The sequence below is a fragment of the Neptunicella plasticusilytica genome (assembly GCF_047922965.1).
Lineage (GTDB): Bacteria > Pseudomonadota > Gammaproteobacteria > Enterobacterales > Alteromonadaceae > Neptunicella > Neptunicella plasticusilytica.
Map to the genome: position 1 here is coordinate 855760 of NZ_CP150481.1, position 21952 is coordinate 877711.

Below are 21952 nucleotides of genomic sequence, written 5' to 3' on the forward strand. Positions count from 1 at the left end.
CCTATTGTTGTATGCTAACAGGCAAAGTGCCGACGGCTTCCAATTTGCCGGTTAATATATCCGCCACCGCATTGAACATGGGGCCCTGATATTGGGTAATTAACCTGCCGTAATCATCGATATATTCCAATTCACTCAGGTTATGGGCAAAGGTAGCCAGAATGGCATCAGAGTAGGGGGCGTATAAAGGTACATTGTAAGGGGTACGCATACTGATAAAGATACTCGGTTTATCAAGGGTTTTAGCGTGCCGCATCAGTCTTAACAAAGTAGCTTCCTGTACTTTTTTATCAGCGCGTTGATGCCATTGCTGAATATCATCCATGCCGCCCATTTCGGCCATGCTCTGCTGTGGAGTAATATCGGCTGAAATAACTAAATCAGCCTGCCTGATTAACTGCTCTGCTTGGGTTGCGTCGGTTAATTTCCCGGCCAGACTGGTACAACTGATGCGCCAGTTGGCATTGCGGCTTTTCAACGCCAATGTCATCGCCATGCATTTGGTTTGATCCGGCATATTCAGATGAATTGTGCGTATTGATTTGGCTAATGGATAAACTCCATTATTGGCAATATTCACCACCGCGTTATTGGCCAGCTCCTGTTCAATTTTACGATGCTCTTTGTTACCTAATATTTTATCTGCACTGGCAGTGGCCTGATCGATATCCTTGCTCACCAACTTATCAATAGCGTACTGTTGTTTAAGCGCATTAATGCGCTGCACCGACTCGGCAATTTCCTGCTGATCAAGACGACCATTTTGGGCTGCGTCGCTGATATCACGAATTAATTGTTTCACTTTGCTGAAATCAGCCGGTGAACGGACAGAAATAGGCATCAGGGCGATATCACTGCCGGCATGGAAGGTTTGAATCACCGCTTCGGTTGGGTCAAAAAAGTGTGCAATACCGGCCATATTTAATGCATCGGTAATAATCACGCCCTGATAATTCATCGCGTTGCGCAGCAGGTCGGTTAATATTTTACGTGACATGGTGGCGGGCAAGATGGTGGTACTGCCGTCTTTGGCAGTAAATTCAGTGTTATCCAATTGCGGATATTGGATATGGGCGGTCATAATCATGCCAGGTGCACTATTGTCAATGGCATATTTGAACGGCTTTAAATCAATCTTGTCGATGGTTTGTTTATCATGCTCCACTCGGGGTAGGCCGGTGTGGCTATCTACGTTAGTATCACCGTGACCGGGAAAATGTTTGAGTGAGGAAATAATACCTTGCTGTTGCATGGCATTCATTTGTGCCAATCCTAATTTGGCTACCTGATCGGCATCTTCACCAAATGAGCGTACGTTAATTACCGGATTCTCTGGATTCACATTGACATCGACAGTGGGCGCGAAATTGACATTAAACCCTAACGCCAATAATTCTTTAGCTATGACCTGGCCGGTTTGTAATGCGTACTTGGTGCCATTGACTTCTGTGGTTGCACCTATCGCCATATTACCGCTAAAGGAGGTTCCAAGATTCTTGGGAATACGCACTACACGCCCTCCCTCCTGATCGACCGCAATCAATAAGGGCTTATGACCCGCTCGCAAGGCAGCTTCTTGCAAATCTTTATTTAGCTGGATGATTTGACGGGTATTCTCGAGATTATTGGCAAACAGGACAATGCCGCCAACATTGGTTTCGGCAATCAGCTTGGCCAAGGAATCAGGCAACTCGGTCACTGGCTTGGTGCAACGTTCGTCTGCTTTTAGTTCAGGGCAGAAATAACGAATATCCAGCATGATTTTCTGCGCAATTTGTGATTCCAGCTGAGGATTGTTTTTAGTTGACTGGGTGGCACAGGATGCACAAACAAGTGCACCGAGTAATAACAAAAATTGGCTAAAAGGTTTGTTGGACATTTATTCACTCCGATAACGCGCTAGAACAGAGATAATCGCACGATAGATTTAATGGGGTACAATGTATCAGCTAGGGGATAAAAATGGTATAGATAAACTATTGTTATTTGTTTATTTTGTTGGAATTTAATATTCCTTTTGTTGGTTTTTTACAACTTGAAATTATTCATTAACCCCAACTCGGGATAATTATCCTTACGCTTTTTTTTGCCAGTTGTATAACATAAAGGCTTCCGAAGAAGCCTTTAACGAATCCAGAAAGGTTGATAATTTAGAAACGTATTCTGGCGCTTAAGCGCATGGAACGAGTCGCCTGTAGTGATTGAATCTCACCAAATCCGGGGTTTTCTGCCCCGACACTATCAGTCTGGGTCAGGAAGTGATCAATACGGGTTACCGATTGATTATTCATCACGTTAAAGATATCCAGAGCAAAGCGGGTATCCATACCTGCAAACGTGGTGTTGTAGGCTATTTTGGCATTCAGGTTAACCAGCCAGTCATAACGATCCCAGCTGCCGCGCGGGATTTTATTATAGACACGATCTTCTGGCTCATAATCTCCAGTACAGTTTTCGGCACAGATCCAGTTCATATAGTAATGTTCATCAGTGGTATAGGGGTTACCTACACCGCGAACATTAATTGGATTACCTGATGCGGCAGAGAAAGATCCGGAAATGGTCCAGTGATCATCAATAGCATAAGCACCACGTAACTTGATGGTATGACGTCTATCATTGGGCAAATTACCGTAACCACCGACCAGGTACATTGGATCATCGCCATATTCCAGCCAGCCCGCTACGTTATTAGTGGTATCACTGTTGAGGCCGCCTTCGTAGTTACCCCAGCTGTGTGCCCAGGTATAGGAGGCGTAAAATGACCAGTCATCCTGCCATTGTTTTTCCAATACCATGTCAATCCCCAGATATTTTCTGAACGGGGTAGGGCTGCCAATATCCTGGCCGGTTTTATTTCTGGAACTATCGGCATCAATCTGGGTTTTACCCAAATCCAGGGTGACCAGTTGTTGCTGACCATTACAGTTCAGATTCAGGGTAATTTCTTTACCCGGGTTGCCAATTAACCAGGTGCCGGGAGATTCGCAATCGCCCCAGTCATGATAAACCTTCATATCTTCAATGGCGTCCTGGAACTTGCGATAGGTCACACGGCTACCTAAGCGCCAGTCTTCATTGAGCATGGTTTCATAACCCAGAATCAGTTCATCCTGATAACTGGCATCAATATCCTGATCGATACGATAACTTTGATCGGCTCCGGGTTCAGGTGAACTGGCCAATTCCACATTAGGACCAATCTGGGGGCCTAGATTAGGTGTGAGATTAGTAAAACCGCTAGCGGTTTGTTCTTCATTAAAGCCACCCACCCATTCGCCATCAACCAGTTGGCCGCCTTCAAGATAGAAATAGTTGGCAGCTTCGACAGTACCACCCCCTTCGTTTACCACCAACGAGTTAGGTATGGGGTAGTAATAACGGCCTAAATTGGCAAAAAACTTGGAATCGCCGTCGCCGTTAATATCCCAGGAATAACCGATTCGGGGAGATACCATTTTTTCAACATTCAGGAATGACACTCCACCCACGTCATCAGTATCAAACTCATCCAGACGGGCTCCTAAGGTTAATGTCATGGTGTCATTCAGTGACCAGATATCTTCGATATAGTAGGCCGAAGTTTTGGTATAGTAGTCACCGATATTTTTACGGGTACGGGCGAATACGTAGTAGTCGTAGTCAGCACTTTGTATATCTCCGTTTAATGCCTCACCCGGTGCGACATCGTAAATGGTATACTGGGTGGCGTTGGGGCCGGAATAAGCTCTGTCCTGTTTGGTGAAGCGTTCCTCATAATCCATACCAAAACGCAGCAAATGATTATCCAGCTGCCATTCTGCATCTAGACGATAGGCATCGCGGCCATTGGTTTTATTTTCGGCATAAGTGGATGTGGTACAACCAATATTCCAGATAGGGCCCAGAGTTGTACCGTCCTGGACTTTATTACATTCCAGACTGGAAGCGTCGTTTGTGGCATCTTTGCGACGTAATTGCCCGTACATGGCTTTAACGGTTAAATCATCGGTTAGATAACCGGTGTAAGTGGCAATGTAGTTTTTACCGCCCGTGTCAGATGTTTCAGAGCCAATCAAACTGCCATCGGTGCTATTGATTGTTTCCGTTACTGTTTCATTCTCATCCGAGAAAGCAATAAATTCAAACAGATGATTTTCAGTCAGATAATAGTCGATTTTCCCACCCCAAAAGCCTGAGTCGGCTTCACTGCTCACTTTTTCAGTAGCACCGTATTCGCTCTGGACCATTCTGGGTTCATACAAGGCAAAGAAAAATAACTTATCCTCAATAATCGCGCCGGATGCGTATATTGAAGCGGTTAATGTATCATTACCGGCTTGGCTAACGGTCCGATCAATGGTTTTATTGCCCTGATTATCGTAAGCAACTCGACCTTTAGCCTTTAGTGCGCCAGGGGTGTAATAGGCATCCGCACCAAATTCAAATTCATTACTACCGGATTTTACCGCAGCATTCACTACACCTCCGGTGGTACGACCGAATTCCGCCGAATAGCCGCCAGTTTTAACCTGAAAATCCTTATAAAAGGAGAAAGGTACGCTGGAAAAACCGGTCGGGAATTGCGGATCGGTGACATTTAAACCGTTAATAAAAACGGCGTTTTCAGCCGATGAAGAACCGCCGAACGACACCCCTCCGTGGCGACCACCATCACCTACGCCTGGTGCCAGCAATGCCACCGAATTTAAGCTACGTTCAACAGGCAATCTTTCCAGTTCAATGGCACTGATATTCAAGGCACTCTCGGTTGAAGTCGTATCGATCAGCGAAATACTGCCACCGGTCACCGAAATGACCTCCATATCACCGCTGGTCATGGTCAGATCAACAGTGGTGGCATTACCGATTAACACTTCTACATCATCCAGCTGTACCGATTCAAAGCCTTGTTTTTGCGCAGAAACAGCATACACCCCGATAGGTAAACGAGGAAAACGGAAAGTGCCGTCCTCCTTGGCCTTGATGGTGCGTTTTACGCCAGTGGATTTATTGGTAATAGTAATTTCAGTGCCTTCCAGCAGTTGTGCCGACTGGGAGGTCACCACACCTCGAATACTACCGCCGGCTTGTTGTGCCATTGCAGGCGCACAAACCAGAGCGCCGGTTAGCATTAGAGCAGATAGGGAAGTGGCCGAAGAGCGACATATTTTACTGGTCGCTTCGCTGACCCTTTTTTTTATAAACTTTGTTGTGTGTGTAGTCATGCGTCTCACCTTTTATTATAGATTTATCGTTTTACTAGCTAGTTAGTGATGGACTTATTGCTGCATAGCCTCAATCAGCAACATATTGCAGTTGCTGTACTGGATATTTAGCAAATCATAGTGAAAACAGTCAAGAATAATTTAGTTTTCATAGTAAATTTATCCTAAATAAACTAGTTATAAATATTATTTTGTGCCTATAGGTGGGTTATGAATAGTATTTTATTTTGAAAATAATGCTTTTTTCAGTGGAATATAAAATCTTTAAGTTATCTACTTATTTTGAATTTTAAATACTGGTGAGGGTTGGGGAACAGATAAAAAAATCCCCGCATAAAGCGGGGATTTTGCAATTGACTCAATTATCGCTTGTTAGAACTCTACATTAACTGACAGTTGAAGACGACGTGGATTGTAATAATCACGTGGCTTACCAAATTCCAGCGAAGTTACATAAGGATCGATGTTGTAACCTGTTTGACGATCAAATACGTTATACAGATCAGCCCTAAATTTCAGGGTGTAATCATCGGTCAATTGGTAGTTTTGGGTGTAATTCAAGTCCAATTGCCAATGGCTGGCTGTGCGATTACTACCGGCTGGTTCGCCATAACGAGCGGTAGAAGACACAGTGCTGGCATAACCATAGTAGGTAGCATCCCATTTTTCCCAAGGCTGGCCTGATTGATAAATAAAGTAGGCACCTAAATTGGCATCCCAGTCCAGTGTATAATAACCATAAACTTTCAACACATGGGGTTTGTCACCGCGCATAGTACCGTATTTGTTGTCCCAGGAATAACGCCCATTGCCATCGTTGTAGTTTGAAGAACCGATAAAGGTGTTGGCGTCTGTCGTCGATGTAGTATTGTCCTGATCGAAGTTACCAAAGTAATGACTCCAGACATAGGACGCGCTCACATAAGTGCGATCACCATTCCATTCTGCTTCCAAACTTAATTCGTAATACTTGGTCTGACCTTCGTCGACCTCGGCAATCACATAGGAAGAACCGCCAATTTCAGCGCGAATATCGTCCAAATTATCAACATATACACCTTTGTCGGCAATATGCTGCGGTACGCCACTATTGCCATAAGTACCGGATAAACGGGCTGTATTGGGAACATCTTCCCAGAAGTGTGAACCTTCGCGGTAACGCGCATGGGCACGCAAGTACAACTCGTCGGTAACCACTTTGGTGGCACCTATAGTGATTTCGTCAATACGGCGTGGTTTCATGTTGTCGTCGAAGACCTTACCCGATGAACCGGCTCTGCCTTCTGATTCGATATATTGGCCATTCTCGTCGAAATCCACGTCCAGCGATGCTTGGGTATTACGATCCCAGGAAGCGGCGCGTGCTAACGAACTTGCTTCGGGATTATAGCTGGCATAATTGGCAAAAACCGTATCTTCACCGTTATAACGCCAGGTCACGCCCAAGCGTGGCTGAATCATATCCTGCCAATCTACCGTATACATTTTATACTTATGTCCGGGAGCCAATTCATAACCGGATACTGCGGTGTCATTTTTCTTCAGGCCTTGACCATATAAAATGTCCTGGCTGATCAATACCCCGATGTTATAGGTAAAATCACCTGCTTCGATAGAATCGTTAATCTCGAAGTTATAGGACTCTGATGAGGAGTATATAGCTTGTACCGTTGAACCTGATGAGTCACGTAGACTCATTTGCTCGGTGATGCTGCGATAAAAAATTGGCGTGCCGTCTGAGGCCGTTTCCAACCCGCCAATATAATCGATAATGCCCCAGCCATTGGAAAAACGGCTTAGCTCTTCTTCACCTTCTGACCATTTAAAACCAAGATGGATAGAATGAGTAGTATCACCAAGATAAAGCTCATGATCCAGACCTAATTCCAGACCTTCTCGATCAAAGTTCTGGTTGTTAATCTGATAATAGCCTCCTACTGCACCATCACCTATACGCGCACCGTTGTCGCCGACATAACCGTATTTGTCGATCAATGCTTGGGCGCCATTATTGTAGGTGGCGTCGTCTTTAAGAACAGGGACATTCAGGTAACCCATCATATCCAGATTAGTCAGATCCAGCGCTCCGCCGATTTCGGGTACCACATCGAGTGGAGTATCCGGGATACCTGCGGAATCCAGGCTGAATGTGTTGTACTGGAAATTAAAGGTGGTGTAGTCATCGATAATCCAGGAGCCATCAAAGGTGAATATATCCTGGTCGGCCTTGCCGCCCACAGAAACACTATCGGCTTCAAATTCGCCAATTGAATCACCTTCATCGGTGCGTTCAGAGGTTCGATAACTCATATTGAACAGCAATTCATCGGTTGGTGCCCAAGTTAATTTACCGAAATATTCATCTCGAACGCTTTTATAATCTTTTGTCGGCCCATAAGCCGTTCCCTTATTTGAACCTTTATCTTCCGGCCGATAATAAGAACCATAGAAAAACAGCTCATCTTCAATTATTGGTCCCCCTAAACTTGCAGTGATCCAGCTTTTGTCAGTGTCCTGAGTTACTCCATGTTCTTCGTCGGATGAGAAGTTTGCATTTTGTAGCTTGTATTCCACATTACCGTGAAATTCATTGGTACCAGATTTGGAAGTGGTATTAACCGCAAAACCGCCTGAACGATTAAAGCCAACCGCTTTAGCGCCACCACGTTCCATCGATACATATTGTACGTCGTGGGTAGAGGGTTCAGAGGCCAAGTTACCAAACATCGGTAAAGATACATCCACACCGTCAAAACCGTATTTGTTGTCTACCCCGGAACCACCCGCTGAAGGACCCAAGATGGTGTTTTCCGAATATTGAATACCGGGCACCAGTTTAAACAGGTCGCGATAGTCTTGGCCAACGGGGATGCCTTTGACCACATCCTCACCGATAGAATTGGTCAGTGCCGAATTACCTTCACGCACTATCATACTGCCGGTGATTAATATAGTTTCAGGTATATCGCCAGATGCATTGGGATCCATGACCAGATTGACACTGGACGTCTGGTCGAGCAAAACCTGTGCAGTCGCTTTACGCACTGTGCCATCGGCAGCGGTAAACGTAAGTTCATAGCTGCCGGGCAATAATAAAGGGAGGATATAACTGCCATCTTCTTTAGTGACAGTGCTGCGCGGCTTAGGCATAACGTCACTGGTTGCTGTGACGGTAACACCGGCTGCGGAATCTGTTGCTGTAGTGGTAACTTTACCTTTAATCCCACCCGCTTGTTGTGCCATTGCAGGGGCACACACTAAGGCACTGGCCAGCATCACTGCTGATATTGAATTGACCGGCGAGCTCCAAGCTCTGCTGGTTGCCTGTGATAGGCGTTTTTTAATAAAACCTACGGAATGTTTAGCCATGTGTCCCACCTTTATATGTATTTTGTTGTTTTCTATAACTTTTAGCGTTCTTTATAGTTTTGCTTAAACACTTGTAAATCGACATGCGTACTGTTCTGTCGCAGCCTTCATTTAACAAATAATAGCCTAACTCGTCAAGAATAATGTTTTCTTTACTATTCCATCCTTAGTAATAATTTATATTTACAGGCGCCTGTAAATATTTTTTTGTTATTACCGGTATTCTGTTGAATCAAACAAGGCTCAAATTCACAGTTTGAGCAACTGCAAAGATTTAACTGTGATTGGCTAGCAATGTAACAGAATTGTAAACAGTTAGATTGTGGATTACGGCAAAGCCTCAATAGCGCATTTTGTTATATTAGATATGCAAAAAAGCGCTAAATTAGTTATCTTGTTTTTCTGAACTCTTAAGATGTTATTATTCCAGTAGAGTAACCTGTATCTGGTGACTTGGAGGGGACAAAATTGGGACTGATATTCAATCTATCAGGCTTACAAATTTTTGTAGGACAAAAATAATAATGTGGAATATTTATTCCTTGATGATATAAATACAGAAATTTTTTATTCTTTATAGAGTGATAATAACAATGCATAAACATCGCTACCGACACTTTCCCTTTGCTTTACCGCGCTCATTATGGATTAGATATATTCTGATCGCCGCTATTGGTGTCGGGTTACTTAGCTGCGCCAGCTTTCCTCTGGAAAAAATGCAATCGCATAATTACAGCCAGCGGATTAAGTTTTTAGTCATGCATTTTACCGCAATTGATTATGAGCAGTCGGTGACTGCGTTGGTTGATGAAGGGGGATTGAGTGCGCACTATCTGATCCCTGAACGTTATGATCCCAGTTATCCTGATGATGAATTGAAAGTATTGCAACTGGTAGATGAGAGCGAACGGGCCTGGCATGCCGGTTATAGCCACTGGCAGGGACGGGACGGAATCAACGACCAGTCTATTGGTATTGAAATTGTTAATGTACCGCAATGTAACAGGGCAACACCGGTGCAAAGCGAAATCATTTCAGAGCAGTATGAGAATGGCGTGGATCGGATGTGTATTTTCCCTGACTACGATCCAAAACAGATTGAATTATTAATTGAATTATCCAAACAGATACTGGCGCGCAATCCCGATATTGAACCTACCGCAATTATCGGTCATGCCGATATTGCCCCAACCAGAAAGAACGACCCTGGTCCGCGTTTCCCCTGGTATCAGCTGTATAAAGCCGGTATTGGTGCCTGGTATGACAATGAGACAGTAGACAAATACTGGCAGTTATTTAATCAGTATCCGCCTACCATAGGTTTGGTGCAGCATGCCTTGCATGATTATGGTTATGGTGTACTGGAGACAGGCCAGTTTGATCAGCAAACATTGGATACGTTATCTGCTTTCCAGATGCATTTTTTGCCCTGGCAAGTCTCGGGCGAAGCCGATACCAAAACAGCAGCAGCGTTATTTGCATTGCTGGATAAATATTTTCCTGACAAGCTAAACCGATTACTTGAGCGTTACGAACAAGAAAAACTGGCACCCGAGCAGCCGGTTATAGCGATGAAAAACGGCCAGATTGATCAAATCTTTCCGGAACAAAATCGTAGTAGCCGTGAACTGGTTAACGACAGGGCTATTTTTAAAGCTTATCAGGGGCGTGGCGAGATCATTATTGATAATCTGGATGCCACATCGGCAGATATTTATGTCAATGGTGAAAAACTGAATATCGATCTTCCGCTTAAGCCCTATCAGCGTTATCAATACAGCCTTGCGCGTCGCACCAAAGATGAAGATAACACCTTGCGGGTAGAAAACGTCTTGCCCGAAGGGGCCAGTTTAAATATCCGCATTCCTTACCCGGAACTGGTGGATGCCACCGCTCAAAATCAGCAGCGCTTTAACAAAGTGGACCAGTTGATTAAAGCCGACATTGATAATGGCTTTCCCGGCGCGGTGTTGATGATAGTCAAGGACGGCAAGATCCTGAAACACAGTGCCTATGGCTATGCACGCAAATACGCAGATGGCGGGATGTTGTTGTCAGAGCCTGTGCCAATGCACAAACAGACATTATTTGATCTGGCCTCCAATACCAAAATGTTTGCGACCAATCTGGCGTTGATGAAGTTAGTCAGCGAAGGCAAACTGGATGTAAATAAACCGCTGATGGAATACTTGCCAGAGTATCGGGGAGGAGGTCGCGAAACTCGTCTGGTTAAGGATTTATTAACCCATAACGCCGGTTACGCGCCTCAGGTAAGGTTTTTTACTCCGGAAAATAATTTGGGCGAGGCGTTTTTCTCGCAAAATAGCGAACGAACCAAACAGCTATTATTAACCAAAGTGCCCTTTGAAGTAGGGCGTCGTACCAAACGTATGTACAGCGACACCGACTATATGTTGCTGGGTCTGTTAGTTGAGCGAATCAGCGGCATGCCGCTGGACAGCTATGTGGAACATCAAATATATCAACCGCTGGATTTGCCCAACACCCTGTTTAATCCGCTTAAAAAAGGTTATTCCAAGCAGCAATTCGCGGCCACTGAAATTCACGGTACCAGCCGCGGTGGGCGCGTGGATTACGACAATATCCGTACCTATGTATTGCAGGGCGAAGTGCATGATGAAAAAGCCTTTTATTCGTTAGGGGGTGTCGCAGGACATGCCGGGTTATTTTCTACTGCGGCGGATATTGCCGTGTTATCCCAGGCGCTGCTCAATCGCGGTGGTTACGGGCAAAAACAAATATTTAATCAGGATGTGTTTGATCAGTTTGTTAAACCGGATGACGGTGATGGCAGTTTCGGCCTGGGCTGGCGCCGGGCCAGTAATGGCGAAATCAAATGGCACTTTGGCCCTTACGCCAGTCCATTAGCCTTTGGCCATACCGGTTGGACGGGGACAGTAACGGTGATCGATCCCGAGCATGATCTGGCGATTATTTTACTGACCAACGCCCGTCATACCCTGATTGAAGGGGATGACAAACATTACGAATTTCTTGGTAAACAATTTGAAACCGGTAAGTACGGTAGTGTGGTATCACTGATCTATGAAGCGGTGTTGGATAAAAAATAATAATGATTTCGGGCGATGAGCTTCGAGTCACGAGCTAACCGCATCACGCTAAGGTGCAGCGGTTAGGGTAGTCATCCCGGTGGTGTTCGTCATTCCGGTTGTCTTCTGAGCCGGAACGGGATGCATTGTTTAGGTCTAGAGCCGAGTAGAAAATTCTGGATCCCCGCTAATAACAGGCGGGGAAGACTAGCCTTAATTTTTTTACGGCTTTGTGAGATGAATATTTAATTCAAAGGAAAATAATAATGCGTAAAGTGTTTCTTGGTATCTGCTTACTGTTGCCCTTGTCGCTGCAAGCGAATCAGGCAACGCCTTTAACCAATGAGCAAATCGATCAGGTGGCGCAACGGGTAATGCAGGAGTTCTCTGTGCCCGGTGCAGCCGTTGGTGTGGTGTACCAGGGTAAAGTGGTGCATGCCAAAGGCTACGGGGTAAAAAATATTAACCAGCCTGAGCAAAAAATTGATCGTAACAGCCTATTTAAAATTGCGTCTAATACTAAAGCCTTTACTGCCGCAGCATTGGCTATTTTAGTGGATGAAGGCAAAATCCGCTGGGATGACAAGGTGGTCAAGTATTTACCCGATTTCAAATTGCATGATGCCTGGATCACTGAACACTTTATTATCAAGGATTTACTTACCCACCGCAGCGGTTTGGGTCTGGGAGCCGGTGACTTGATGATTTGGCCCAAGCCGTCCAGTTTCAGTCGTCAGGAAGTGATCCATAACCTGCGTTATCTCAAGCCTGCAGGCGAATTCCGCGCCAGTTACGCCTATGATAACCTGCTGTATATTGTTGCCGGTGAACTTATTCCGGCTATTACCGGTTTGCAGTGGGAAGATTTTGTCGAGCAACGCATTATGCAACCTTTGGGTATGCAACACTGTTTTGCTGGCAAAGTGGCTGCGGACAAGATGGCCGATATGGCCAAACCGCATGGTATTGTCGAAGGACAATTACAACTGATCGAGCGGCCGGAGCGTGATGGCCCGGCGGTATCATCTGCCGCTGGCGGCATTAAATGCAGCCTGAACGACATGTTGATCTGGTTGCAATTGCAGCTGGATGAAGGTCGTTATGCGGGTAACAAGCAATTATTCTCGGTTGAGCAGCATCAGGCCATGTGGTCATCTGAAACCATTATGCCGGTGTATAACAGTGATAAGCGCCGCAATAACACCCATTTTAGTACCTATGGGCTAGGCTGGCGCCTGAATGATGTTAACGGTTATTTGCGCGTGCATCATACCGGCAGTTTGGCGGGAATGTATTCTTATGTCAGTTTTTTTCCGGAACTCGATCTGGGGATTGTTGTCATGTTAAACCAGCAGTCCAGTAACGCCCGTAGTGCCATGATGTATGCGATTATGAAATCCTATTTACCCGTTGAACCGCATGATTGGATTGCGGAGTTCATTCCTCAACCTAAAAGTAGTGAAGAGGCGGCAGAGCATAGGTCGAATCAGGCAAAACCTGCGTTGTATCACCTTGATAATCAACACAAACTAACGGACTATGCTGGCCGTTATCAGGATCCCTGGTTGGGTATATTCAGTATTTCTTTGCAGGATCAAAAACTTGTTATGAGTTCTGAGCGAGTGACGCAACTGGTTGGAAAGATGTCGCCGGTGGCCGAGGACAAGTTTCTGGTGAAGTGGAATGATCGCAGTCTGGAGGCCGATGTATTTGCCATTTTTAATCGTGATGATAAAGGGCAAATCAAGCAAATGTTGCTGCTGCCGGAATCAGAGGATATTGATTTCAGTTACGATTTTCAGGATCTGGATTTTAAAAAGTTACCTTAGGGCGATGATGAACAATCAACTCGCCCTTTCAAAAATATAGGAAGAATCATGACATTGCGTATTGTGTATGTTGTCTTGGCATTGTTTGTTTGCCCCATATTATCGGCCAAAGAGCAGGCCGCGGTGGCAATGCCGGATAAATTCAGTGCCGACGTGGCCAAAAGCATTTTACAGCAGGGCGGCAACGCCGTTGATGCTGCCATTGCCGCTCAGTTTACTCTGGCGGTCACCCTGCCTGAAGCCGGCAATATCGGCGGTGGCGGTTTTATGCTGGTATATAAAGACAACAAAGCCGATTTTATTGATTACCGTGAAAAAGCGCCTACAGCAGCTGACCGGGATATGTATCTGGACAAACATAAAAACGTGATCCCGAATAAATCCTTGTACGGTATTTTTGCTTCAGGTGTGCCGGGAACCGTATCCGGTATGTGGCTGGCGCACCAAAAACACGGTTCGTTGCCATGGAAAACCCTGGTACAACCGGCGGTAGATTTGGCCAAACAAGGTTTTGTGATGCCAGAACGACTGGCCGGTTATATCGATCGCTATATCAAACGCATGGATAAAAAAGGCATCAAACTTAATTTTGCCAGCTATTTTGGTCATGCCGTAGGCGGAGAAGTGTTCAAGCAGCCGGAACTGGCCGCCACCCTCGAACGTATTCGCGATCAGGGCTACGATGGTTTTTACAAAGGTCAGACTGCCGAGATTATTGCCGCTTTTATGCAAAAAGCCGGTGGCATTATCAATCAGCAGGATTTAGCTGCCTACCAGGCCCAGCAACGTACCCCTATTCAGTCTGACTGGCGCGAGTACCAGGTGCTAACTTCACCCCCCCCCAGCTCCGGTGGCATTGCGATCCTGCAGTGGCTAAAAATGTATCAGAACGTTAGCGCAGAATTACCTGCCATGGCACATAACAGCAGCCAATATATTCATATTCTGGCAGAAATAGGCAAGCGGGTTTTTGCCGATCGAGCCCAGTATCTTGGGGATCCGGACTTTTACGACGTGCCGGTGAAACAGTTAATTGACAAAGATTATATTGCCAAGCGGTCAGGACAAGTTGATACCGATAAAATATCGGTATCTGAGCAGGTAAAACCCGGTTTGCATGAAAGCGAAGAAACCACCCATTTCTCCATTGTGGATCAGTATGGTAATGCCGTGTCTAACACTACGACTATCAATCTCGGTTTTGGCAGCGGCGTAGTGGTTGAAGGTGCCGGTTTTATTCTTAACAACGAAATGGATGACTTTAGTGCCAAACCCGGTGTGGCAAATGTATTTGGTGCTATTGGCGGTAAAGCCAACGAGATCCAGCCACATAAACGTATGTTGTCATCCATGACACCTACTATTTTATTAAAAGGCGGCAAAATCTTTATGGTGACAGGCTCGCCCGGCGGCACCACTATTATGAGTTCGGTGTACCAGTCGATTCTGAATGCGGTGGTCTATAACATGAATGCCGAACAAGCTGTCAATAGCCCCCGTTTCCATCATCAACTGTGGCCCAAAGACGTGATCCGTTATCATGACGGATTAAAGCCACAAGTAGAAAGTGAACTTAAGGATATGGGATACAAACTGGATAACCGTCATTTTGGCGACCTACAGACGATTATTAATCGCGATGGCAAGCTCGATGCGGCATCCGAACGCAGCGGTCGCGGACAGTCCTACGTTTTCTAGTTGCCAGGGTCCCAAGCAAACCAGTTTAAAGCGCCCGGCAATGCCGGGCGTTTTGTTTGCAGCCTGTTTGAAGATGGTTATTTCGTGCGTTGAACAAATTCAAAAACAGACTGGATAAATGGGTCGCTATTTTCATAGTACAACAGATGTCCACCATCTATCTGCTTGATTTGCATATGACTAAAATGAAACGATTGATAATGTTGTTCGCCCACTGAATGATCCTGCATGCCGCTTATCACTAATGTCGGAACCTCAATTTGAGCAGTGATGGTGGTATAATCCTGCCAGTAGTCATCAATCTGAAAAGCGTGTTTGGAAAAATCATAATCACTGGGACTTTTTTCATCTATCGCATTAACCAGCTCAACACTGCTTTGTTGACCGGACAGCACTTTGTAGGATAAGCCTTTGTCAGATAACGCTTTTCTGGCCTGCATAAAAGTAGACATCACTGAATCAGGCCGATTGTCCGATGGTTTAAAGTCAGTGCCCAATAGTTGGTTAACATAATCAATCTGATTGTTGAGAGAGTAGGTCAGATTTAAGGTGGAATTGGCCAGAATCAAGCCCTTAATATGTTCAGGGAAGTGTTGTGCGTAGTTGACCGCTAATATGCCGCCAAATGAATGTGACATCAGATAGATATCGCTGGCATGGTAGTGCTGACGAATTAACTCGATATCCTTGACCATTCTGTCCAGCGAATAATCACCACTTTTGGATTTTGCTGAACGACCGCTGCCTCTCTGGTCGTAATAAATCATCGTTAGCTGGTCTTCCAGGCGGTTGCCTTTTAGTTGTTCAAACGATTGGCTCCAGGCGCCGGGACCACCATGGATGAAAATACACACCGGCCCCTGACCGGATTTTTTAACAAATAATTCTGTGCCGTCATCGGTTACTAAAAAATTGTCTTGTACTGTTTGCTCCTCAGCTGACAGATTAAAACAACATAAGGCAAGCAGCAGCAGGGTTGTTATTTTGTTCATCAAGACCACCTTATTATGGATAGATAATTCCTTTATCTATCATCCAGTTAGCCAAGATATATTGCAATCCCATGATGTATGGTCAAGTGTAACAAAAGGTGAAAAACCGCCTAGCTTGCCTTCTTAAGTTTGTTTTGCTGTGCCTGAGCCATACAGCGCTTGTTTTTACATAAAAACTGCTCCATAACCTGGTTATGGCGGATCGCGTCTTCGGCGACAATATTCTTGATATGTTTACGTAGCCAGATTAAACCGCCATCTCTGTCCTGACGTTTATGCCAGAGGCTGGATAATTGTGCCATCTGTAACTCCAAGGGGGCGCGGGTGGCGGATAACTCGCCATTTATAATGGCTCGCTCTACAGTGGCAGTGGGAACCACGGCAATAAGGTTGCTGTTTTTTAATAACGGCACCACAGCAGAGAAATGATTAACAGTACAGGCGATTCGACGGCTCAGTCCTTGTTGTAATAAGGCAGTATCTGTCATACCAGTGGGATCACCAGAAAGTGATACCAATAAATGGTCGGCGGCGGCGAACTCTTCGACACTAAGGTTGGCTTTAGCCAGTTCGTGACCCGGACGCATGGCACAAACGTAGCAAGGAGTTAGCAAATGCTCACTACGTATAACACTTGGCGCGTTTGAAATAGCGCCAACCACCATATCTACCCGGGCATCATCGAGTAATTGCTCGGCATTGGTTAGCGTATAGGGAATAGCATGAATATCGATTCCTGGCGCTTCTCGTTCAATAACTTGACGCAAAGGTGCCCACAACATATCGACAAAGATATCAGCCATGGATATACGGAAAGATCGCTTGGCAGTGGCAGGATCAAATTCGCGAGGATCGACAGCATCGGCCAATTGACCTAAAGGATGTTTTACCTGATTCCATAAATTTTGCGCATAAACGGTGGGTTGGATGTTGCGACCGTCTTTAACAAAAAGTTCATCTTTCCAAACCGCTCGCATTCGGCTTACAGCGTTTGAAACAGCCGGTTGAGTCATGGCTAGCCGATCGGCTGCCCGAGTTATGGATCGCTCTGTCATTACGGCATCGAACACCATCAATAGATTCAGTTCTTGTGGTCTCATCTTTATCACCTGTGTTTGAATGATGATTTATTATACATCACTTTGTGTGATGTATTCTATATGAATATATAATTATTTTTATTGCATTAGGGCGGCCATACTGCACTCCGTCGAAAACATTTTGGTTGAGGAGCTAAAAGTTATGAAAACCCCTTTGATTGTAAAATCGTTATTGTTCGTCAGCCTGGTAAGTTTGTTAAGTGCCTGTGGAACAGCGGAGTCGGAACAGCAACCTAATATTCCTGCTCCACAAGTAAGCGTGGCGACTGTGGTTAATGAACGTCTGACCGAGTGGGATGAATTTACTGGCCGTATTCAGGCGCCGCAAACCGTGGAGTTGCGTCCCAGAGTATCGGGTTATGTAGATATCGTGGCATTTAAAGAAGGCAGTATGGTAAATGCCGGTGATACCTTGTTTTTAATTGAAAATCGTCAGTTCAAAGCGGAAGTCAAAAGGTTAAAAGCCGATTTACTTTATGCACAGAGCCAACAGGATTTAGCTGAGCGTGAGCATAAACGCGCTGTTGAATTGTCGGCTAAGCAAGCTATTTCAGCTGAACTACTGGATAGTCGTCTGGCGAATGTGCAGCAAGCTAAAGCTAAAGTCGAGTCTGTCGGTGCGGCGCTGGATTTGGCCAAACTGAATCTGGGTTATACCCGGGTTGAGGCGCCTATAGCTGGTCGTGTTTCTAACGCTTTGATCACTAAAGGTAATTATGTGACCGCCGGTGAAAGTGTATTAACCAGCATAGTGTCAACTCAAAAAGTGTATGCCTATTTTGATGCAGATGAACAAACTTATCTGAAATACACCAAATTGGCTCAGCAGGGCGAGCGTCCCAGTTCCAGAAGTAACCCCAGCCCGGTGATGATGGCGTTGGCTAACGATGCCGAATTCCGTTATACGGGACAGCTGGATTTTCTGGACAACAGTGTCAATGCCAGCACCGGCACTATTCGTGGCCGCGCGATTTTTGATAACCAGGACGGTAGTCTGATCCCGGGCCTGTTTGCCCGTCTGAAGTTGGTAGGTAGCGCCAGCTACAACGGTATCCTGATTGATGACAAGGCCATTGGCACGGATTTGAACAACAAATTTGTCCTGGTGCTGGATGACAGCAATACCTTGCAATATCGGGCTGTGGAACTGGGCGAGAAGTTACATGGATTACGCATTATCAAGTCAGGTTTATCCGCCGGTGAAAAAATAGTGGTAAATGGATTACAGCGGGTCAGACCTGGCGCTACCGTTACACCGCAAGACGTGGATATGGTCGCAGAGCAAACCATAAACAGGATCCACTCGCTACAGCAACGTATTGATGCCGCTCAACAAATGGCCGAGCAACAAGCAGATGAAACCGCCAGTGTTGCGGTGGAACGTCTAGTCGGCAATACGGTTGTAGGAGGCTAATAATGAAATTCTCCCAGTTTTTTATTCACCGACCGATATTCGCCGGTGTGATATCGCTGATTATCTTTATCGCCGGTGCGATTGCCATGTGGCAATTGCCTATTACCGAATACCCTGAAGTGGTACCCCCTACGGTGGTGGTTAACGCCACTTATCCCGGTGCCAACCCTAAAGTCATTGCTGAAACGGTGGCTACGCCGCTGGAACAGGCTATTAAAGGCACCGAAGACATGCTGTATATGTCTTCGCAGGCAACTTCAGATGGACGCATGACGCTGACCATTACCTTTGCTATCGGTACCGATGTTGACAAGGCCCAGACCCTGGTGCAAAACCGGGTGAACCGTGCATTGCCGCGTTTGCCGCAAGAGGTACAACAGCTTGGTGTGGTAACCCAGAAATCGTCGCCGGACCTGACCATGGTGGTGCATTTGACCTCACCCAATGATCAGTACGATATGTTGTATTTATCCAATTACGCCAACTTGTACGTTAAAGATGAGCTGGCCGGGTTAAACGGTGTCGGTGAAGTCCGTTTATTTGGGGCTGGTGAATACAGTATGCGGGTGTGGCTGGATCCGGACAAAGTTGCCGCTCTAGGGCTCAGTGCCACTGACGTGGTGGCAGCTATTCAGGAACAAAACAAGCAGGCTGCCGCGGGAAGTTTAGGCTCGCAACCGACCGGTGACAGTGAGTTCCAGTTGCTGATCAATATTAAAGGCCGGTTAAGCAGCGAGGAAGAATTCAGTAATATCGTGATTAAAGTCGGTGAGCAGGGACAAATTACCCATCTTAAGGACATTGCCGAGGTGAAAATGGGCGCGGATTATTACGCCTTGCGTTCCTTGCTGAATAACAAGTCAGCGGTGGCGATTCCCATCTTTCAGCGTCCCGGCTCCAATGCCATCCAGATTTCGGATGACGTACGGGCTAAAATGGCCGAGTTGAAACAGTATTTTCCTGCCGGAGTGGACTATTCGATTGTTTACGACCCCACGGTGTTTGTGCGCGGCTCTATTGAGGCCGTGGTAAAAACGCTGTTTGAAGCGTTACTGCTGGTGGTATTTGTGGTGGTACTGTTTTTACAGACTTGGCGTGCGTCGATTATTCCATTGGTGGCAGTGCCGGTATCGCTGGTAGGTACCTTCGCTATCATGCATTTGTTGGGCTTTTCACTTAATGCCCTCTCCCTGTTTGGGCTGGTGCTGGCGATTGGTATCGTGGTGGATGACGCCATCGTGGTGGTCGAAAACGTCGAGCGAAATATCAGTGAAGGATTAAAACCTGTTGAAGCCACCAAAAAAGCCATGGGTGAGGTGACCGGGCCCATTATCGCCACTACTCTGGTGTTAGGGGCGGTATTTATTCCGACAGCCTTTATGTCGGGATTGACCGGCCAGTTTTATAGCCAGTTTGCGCTGACGATCACCATATCAACGGTTATCTCGATGATTAACTCATTGACATTGAGTCCGGCGCTGGCGGCGGTTCTGTTAAAAGATCATGCCGCACCTAAAGATGGTTTGTCCCGCTTGATTGATAAATTGTTAGGTGGCTGGTTATTTAACCCCTTTAATCGCCTGTTTGCCCGAGGTGGTAAAGCCTATGCTTTTGGTGTAAAAAAAATTATCCGTTCGGGCGGTATTGTGTTGATGTTGTACGCCGGATTGCTGGCCTTAACTTACGGCCAGTTTGTGTCGACTCCCACCGGCTATGTGCCAGGGCAGGACAAACAATATCTGGTGTCCTTTGCACAACTGCCCGATGCCGCCTCCCTGGATCGCTCAGAACAGGTGATCCGTGAAATGTCACGCATTGCGCTGGAGCATCCGGGGGTTGAATCCGCTGTAGCATTTCCCGGCTTAAGTATTAACGGTTTTACCAACAGCCCGAATAGCGGCATTGTGTTTGTGACCTTAAAGCCTTTTGCCGAACGTAAGTCTGCTGAATTGTCGGCCAATGCCATTGCCGGCAGTCTGGGGCAACAGTTCGGTAGTATTCAGGATGCTTTTGTGGCCATTTTCCCGCCTCCTCCTGTACAAGGCATGGGAACCATTGGTGGTTTCAAGTTGCAAATTCAGGATCGCGGCAATATGGGCTACGAGGAACTGTATAAAGTGACTCAGCAAGTGATCCAGAAAGCCTGGGCAACGCCAGAACTGGCCGGCATTTTCTCTGGCTATCAGGTGAATGTGCCGCAACTGACGGTCGAAATTGATCGGGAAAAAGCCAAGGCGCAAGGTGTGGCAATCAACGATATTTTCTCCACCATGCAAATCTATCTGGGGTCGTTGTATGTCAACGATTTCAACCAGTTTGGACGTAACTACAAGGTCAATATTCAGGCCAAGGATACCTTCAGACAGGAGCCGGAGCAGATTGGCCAGATGAAAGTACGCAATAACCGTGGCGACATGATCCCGCTGGGCTCGTTTGTGAAAGTCAGTCATTCGGCCGGACCGGATCGGGTGATGCACTATAACGGCTATACCACGGCTGAAATTAACGGTGCCGCGGCACCCGGTTTCAGCTCCGGTGAGGCGCAAGCGGCCATCGAGAAAATACTGGACGAGACGTTACCGATTGGAATGAGCTATGAATGGACTGATTTAACCTATCAGCAAATTCTGGCCGGTAATACTGCGTTTCTGGTCTTCCCGCTGGTCGTCATTCTGGTCTTTCTGGTATTGGCCGCGCAGTATGAAAGTATCAGTTTACCCCTGGCGATTATCCTGATTGTACCTATGACCTTGTTGTCTGCGATGACCGGGGTGATATTAACCAATGGCGACAACAATATTTTCACCCAGATAGGTTTGATTGTACTGGTGGGACTGGCGACCAAAAATGCCATTCTGATTGTCGAGTTTGCCAAGGAAAAAGAAGATCAGGGCCTGACGTTGATGGAAGCGATTATGGAAGCTACCCGCTTGCGTTTACGCCCCATTTTGATGACCTCTTTTGCCTTTATTATGGGGGTTGTCCCTATGGTACTGGCTACCGGTGCAGGCGCCGAGATGCGTCACGCCATGGGGGTGGCGGTATTTTCCGGTATGCTGGGGGTTACCTTCTTCGGGTTATTGCTGACACCGCTGTTTTATCATCTGGTCAGACGCCGGGCGGCCCGGCGTAATACCCACAAGCTAGAAAATGCTTCCCATTCCAAACAGCAAAACGCTGCCTGAGCTAGCGTAGTATCTGCGACGGTGACCACTCCAAATTAAGCCGTTGCAGATACTTCTTTAGAGGCACTTGTCTATCCACAAACGCCG

Annotated in this window: 10 protein-coding genes; 5 read left to right on the forward strand and 5 right to left on the reverse strand. The window is 46.2% G+C overall.

Annotated features, from left to right (window positions below; genetic code table 11):
• Position 1: 1 nt before the first annotated feature.
• The 3 genes from V1467_RS03805 to V1467_RS03815 form a co-directional block, all read right to left on the reverse strand.
• Complete coding sequence (locus V1467_RS03805; RefSeq protein WP_416307478.1) at positions 2 to 1879, reverse strand: glycoside hydrolase family 3 protein; 1878 nt, start codon at positions 1877 to 1879, stop codon at positions 2 to 4.
• A 271-nt stretch (positions 1880 to 2150) separates the two neighbouring features.
• Positions 2151 to 5207, reverse strand: coding sequence for a TonB-dependent receptor (locus tag V1467_RS03810; RefSeq protein WP_416307479.1), 3057 nt, complete (start codon positions 5205 to 5207; stop codon positions 2151 to 2153).
• Positions 5208 to 5579: 372 nt separating this feature from the next.
• Positions 5580 to 8576, reverse strand: a complete 2997-nt coding sequence (locus tag V1467_RS03815; protein WP_416307480.1) for a carboxypeptidase regulatory-like domain-containing protein — start codon at positions 8574 to 8576, stop codon at positions 5580 to 5582.
• A gap of 593 nt (positions 8577 to 9169) precedes the next feature.
• On the opposite strand from V1467_RS03815, the gene pbp4b reads away from it, so the two are divergent.
• The 3 genes from pbp4b to ggt all read left to right on the forward strand — a co-directional run bounded on the left by pbp4b (position 9170) and on the right by ggt (position 15174).
• Positions 9170 to 11668 carry a penicillin binding protein PBP4B gene (gene pbp4b, locus V1467_RS03820; protein WP_416307481.1) on the forward strand — a complete coding sequence of 833 codons (2499 nt, stop codon included), beginning with the start codon at positions 9170 to 9172 and terminating at the stop codon, positions 11666 to 11668.
• 245 nt (positions 11669 to 11913) lie between these two features.
• Positions 11914 to 13476, forward strand: coding sequence for a serine hydrolase (locus V1467_RS03825; protein WP_416307482.1), 1563 nt, complete (start codon positions 11914 to 11916; stop codon positions 13474 to 13476).
• A gap of 48 nt (positions 13477 to 13524) precedes the next feature.
• Positions 13525 to 15174, forward strand: coding sequence for a gamma-glutamyltransferase (ggt, locus tag V1467_RS03830; RefSeq protein ID WP_416307483.1), 1650 nt, complete (start codon positions 13525 to 13527; stop codon positions 15172 to 15174).
• A 77-nt stretch (positions 15175 to 15251) separates the two neighbouring features.
• Here ggt and V1467_RS03835 read toward each other — a convergent pair whose 3' ends face one another.
• Both V1467_RS03835 and V1467_RS03840 read right to left on the reverse strand, forming a co-directional pair.
• A complete protein-coding gene (locus V1467_RS03835) occupies positions 15252 to 16166 on the reverse strand; it encodes an alpha/beta fold hydrolase (RefSeq protein ID WP_416307484.1) in 915 nt (304 codons plus the stop codon).
• Between the two features lie 110 nt (positions 16167 to 16276).
• Positions 16277 to 17266, reverse strand: coding sequence for a LysR family transcriptional regulator (locus V1467_RS03840; protein ID WP_416307485.1), 990 nt, complete (start codon positions 17264 to 17266; stop codon positions 16277 to 16279).
• 142 nt (positions 17267 to 17408) lie between these two features.
• Here V1467_RS03840 and V1467_RS03845 point away from each other — a divergent pair, with 142 nt between their 5' ends.
• Both V1467_RS03845 and V1467_RS03850 read left to right on the forward strand, forming a co-directional pair.
• Positions 17409 to 18680 carry an efflux RND transporter periplasmic adaptor subunit gene (locus tag V1467_RS03845; RefSeq protein WP_416307486.1) on the forward strand — a complete coding sequence of 424 codons (1272 nt, stop codon included), beginning with the start codon at positions 17409 to 17411 and terminating at the stop codon, positions 18678 to 18680.
• 2 nt (positions 18681 to 18682) lie between these two features.
• The gene (locus V1467_RS03850) at positions 18683 to 21865 is read left to right on the forward strand and encodes an efflux RND transporter permease subunit (protein WP_416307487.1); all 3183 of its coding nucleotides are present in this window, start codon (positions 18683 to 18685) and stop codon (positions 21863 to 21865) included.
• The last annotated feature ends 87 nt before the right edge of the window (positions 21866 to 21952 follow it).

Excerpts from the sequence above, each read along its gene's own strand:
- V1467_RS03805 (WP_416307478.1), bottom strand. The coding sequence starts at position 1,879 with ATGTCCAACAAACCTTTTAGCCAATTTTTGTTATTACTCGGTGCACTT.
- V1467_RS03810 (WP_416307479.1), bottom strand. The coding sequence starts at position 5,207 with ATGACTACACACACAACAAAGTTTATAAAAAAAAGGGTCAGCGAAGCG.
- V1467_RS03815 (WP_416307480.1), bottom strand. The coding sequence starts at position 8,576 with ATGGCTAAACATTCCGTAGGTTTTATTAAAAAACGCCTATCACAGGCA.
- pbp4b (WP_416307481.1), top strand. The coding sequence starts at position 9,170 with ATGCATAAACATCGCTACCGACACTTTCCCTTTGCTTTACCGCGCTCA.
- V1467_RS03825 (WP_416307482.1), top strand. The coding sequence starts at position 11,914 with ATGCGTAAAGTGTTTCTTGGTATCTGCTTACTGTTGCCCTTGTCGCTG.
- ggt (WP_416307483.1), top strand. The coding sequence starts at position 13,525 with ATGACATTGCGTATTGTGTATGTTGTCTTGGCATTGTTTGTTTGCCCC.
- V1467_RS03835 (WP_416307484.1), bottom strand. The coding sequence starts at position 16,166 with ATGAACAAAATAACAACCCTGCTGCTGCTTGCCTTATGTTGTTTTAAT.
- V1467_RS03840 (WP_416307485.1), bottom strand. The coding sequence starts at position 17,266 with ATGAGACCACAAGAACTGAATCTATTGATGGTGTTCGATGCCGTAATG.
- V1467_RS03845 (WP_416307486.1), top strand. The coding sequence starts at position 17,409 with ATGAAAACCCCTTTGATTGTAAAATCGTTATTGTTCGTCAGCCTGGTA.
- V1467_RS03850 (WP_416307487.1), top strand. The coding sequence starts at position 18,683 with ATGAAATTCTCCCAGTTTTTTATTCACCGACCGATATTCGCCGGTGTG.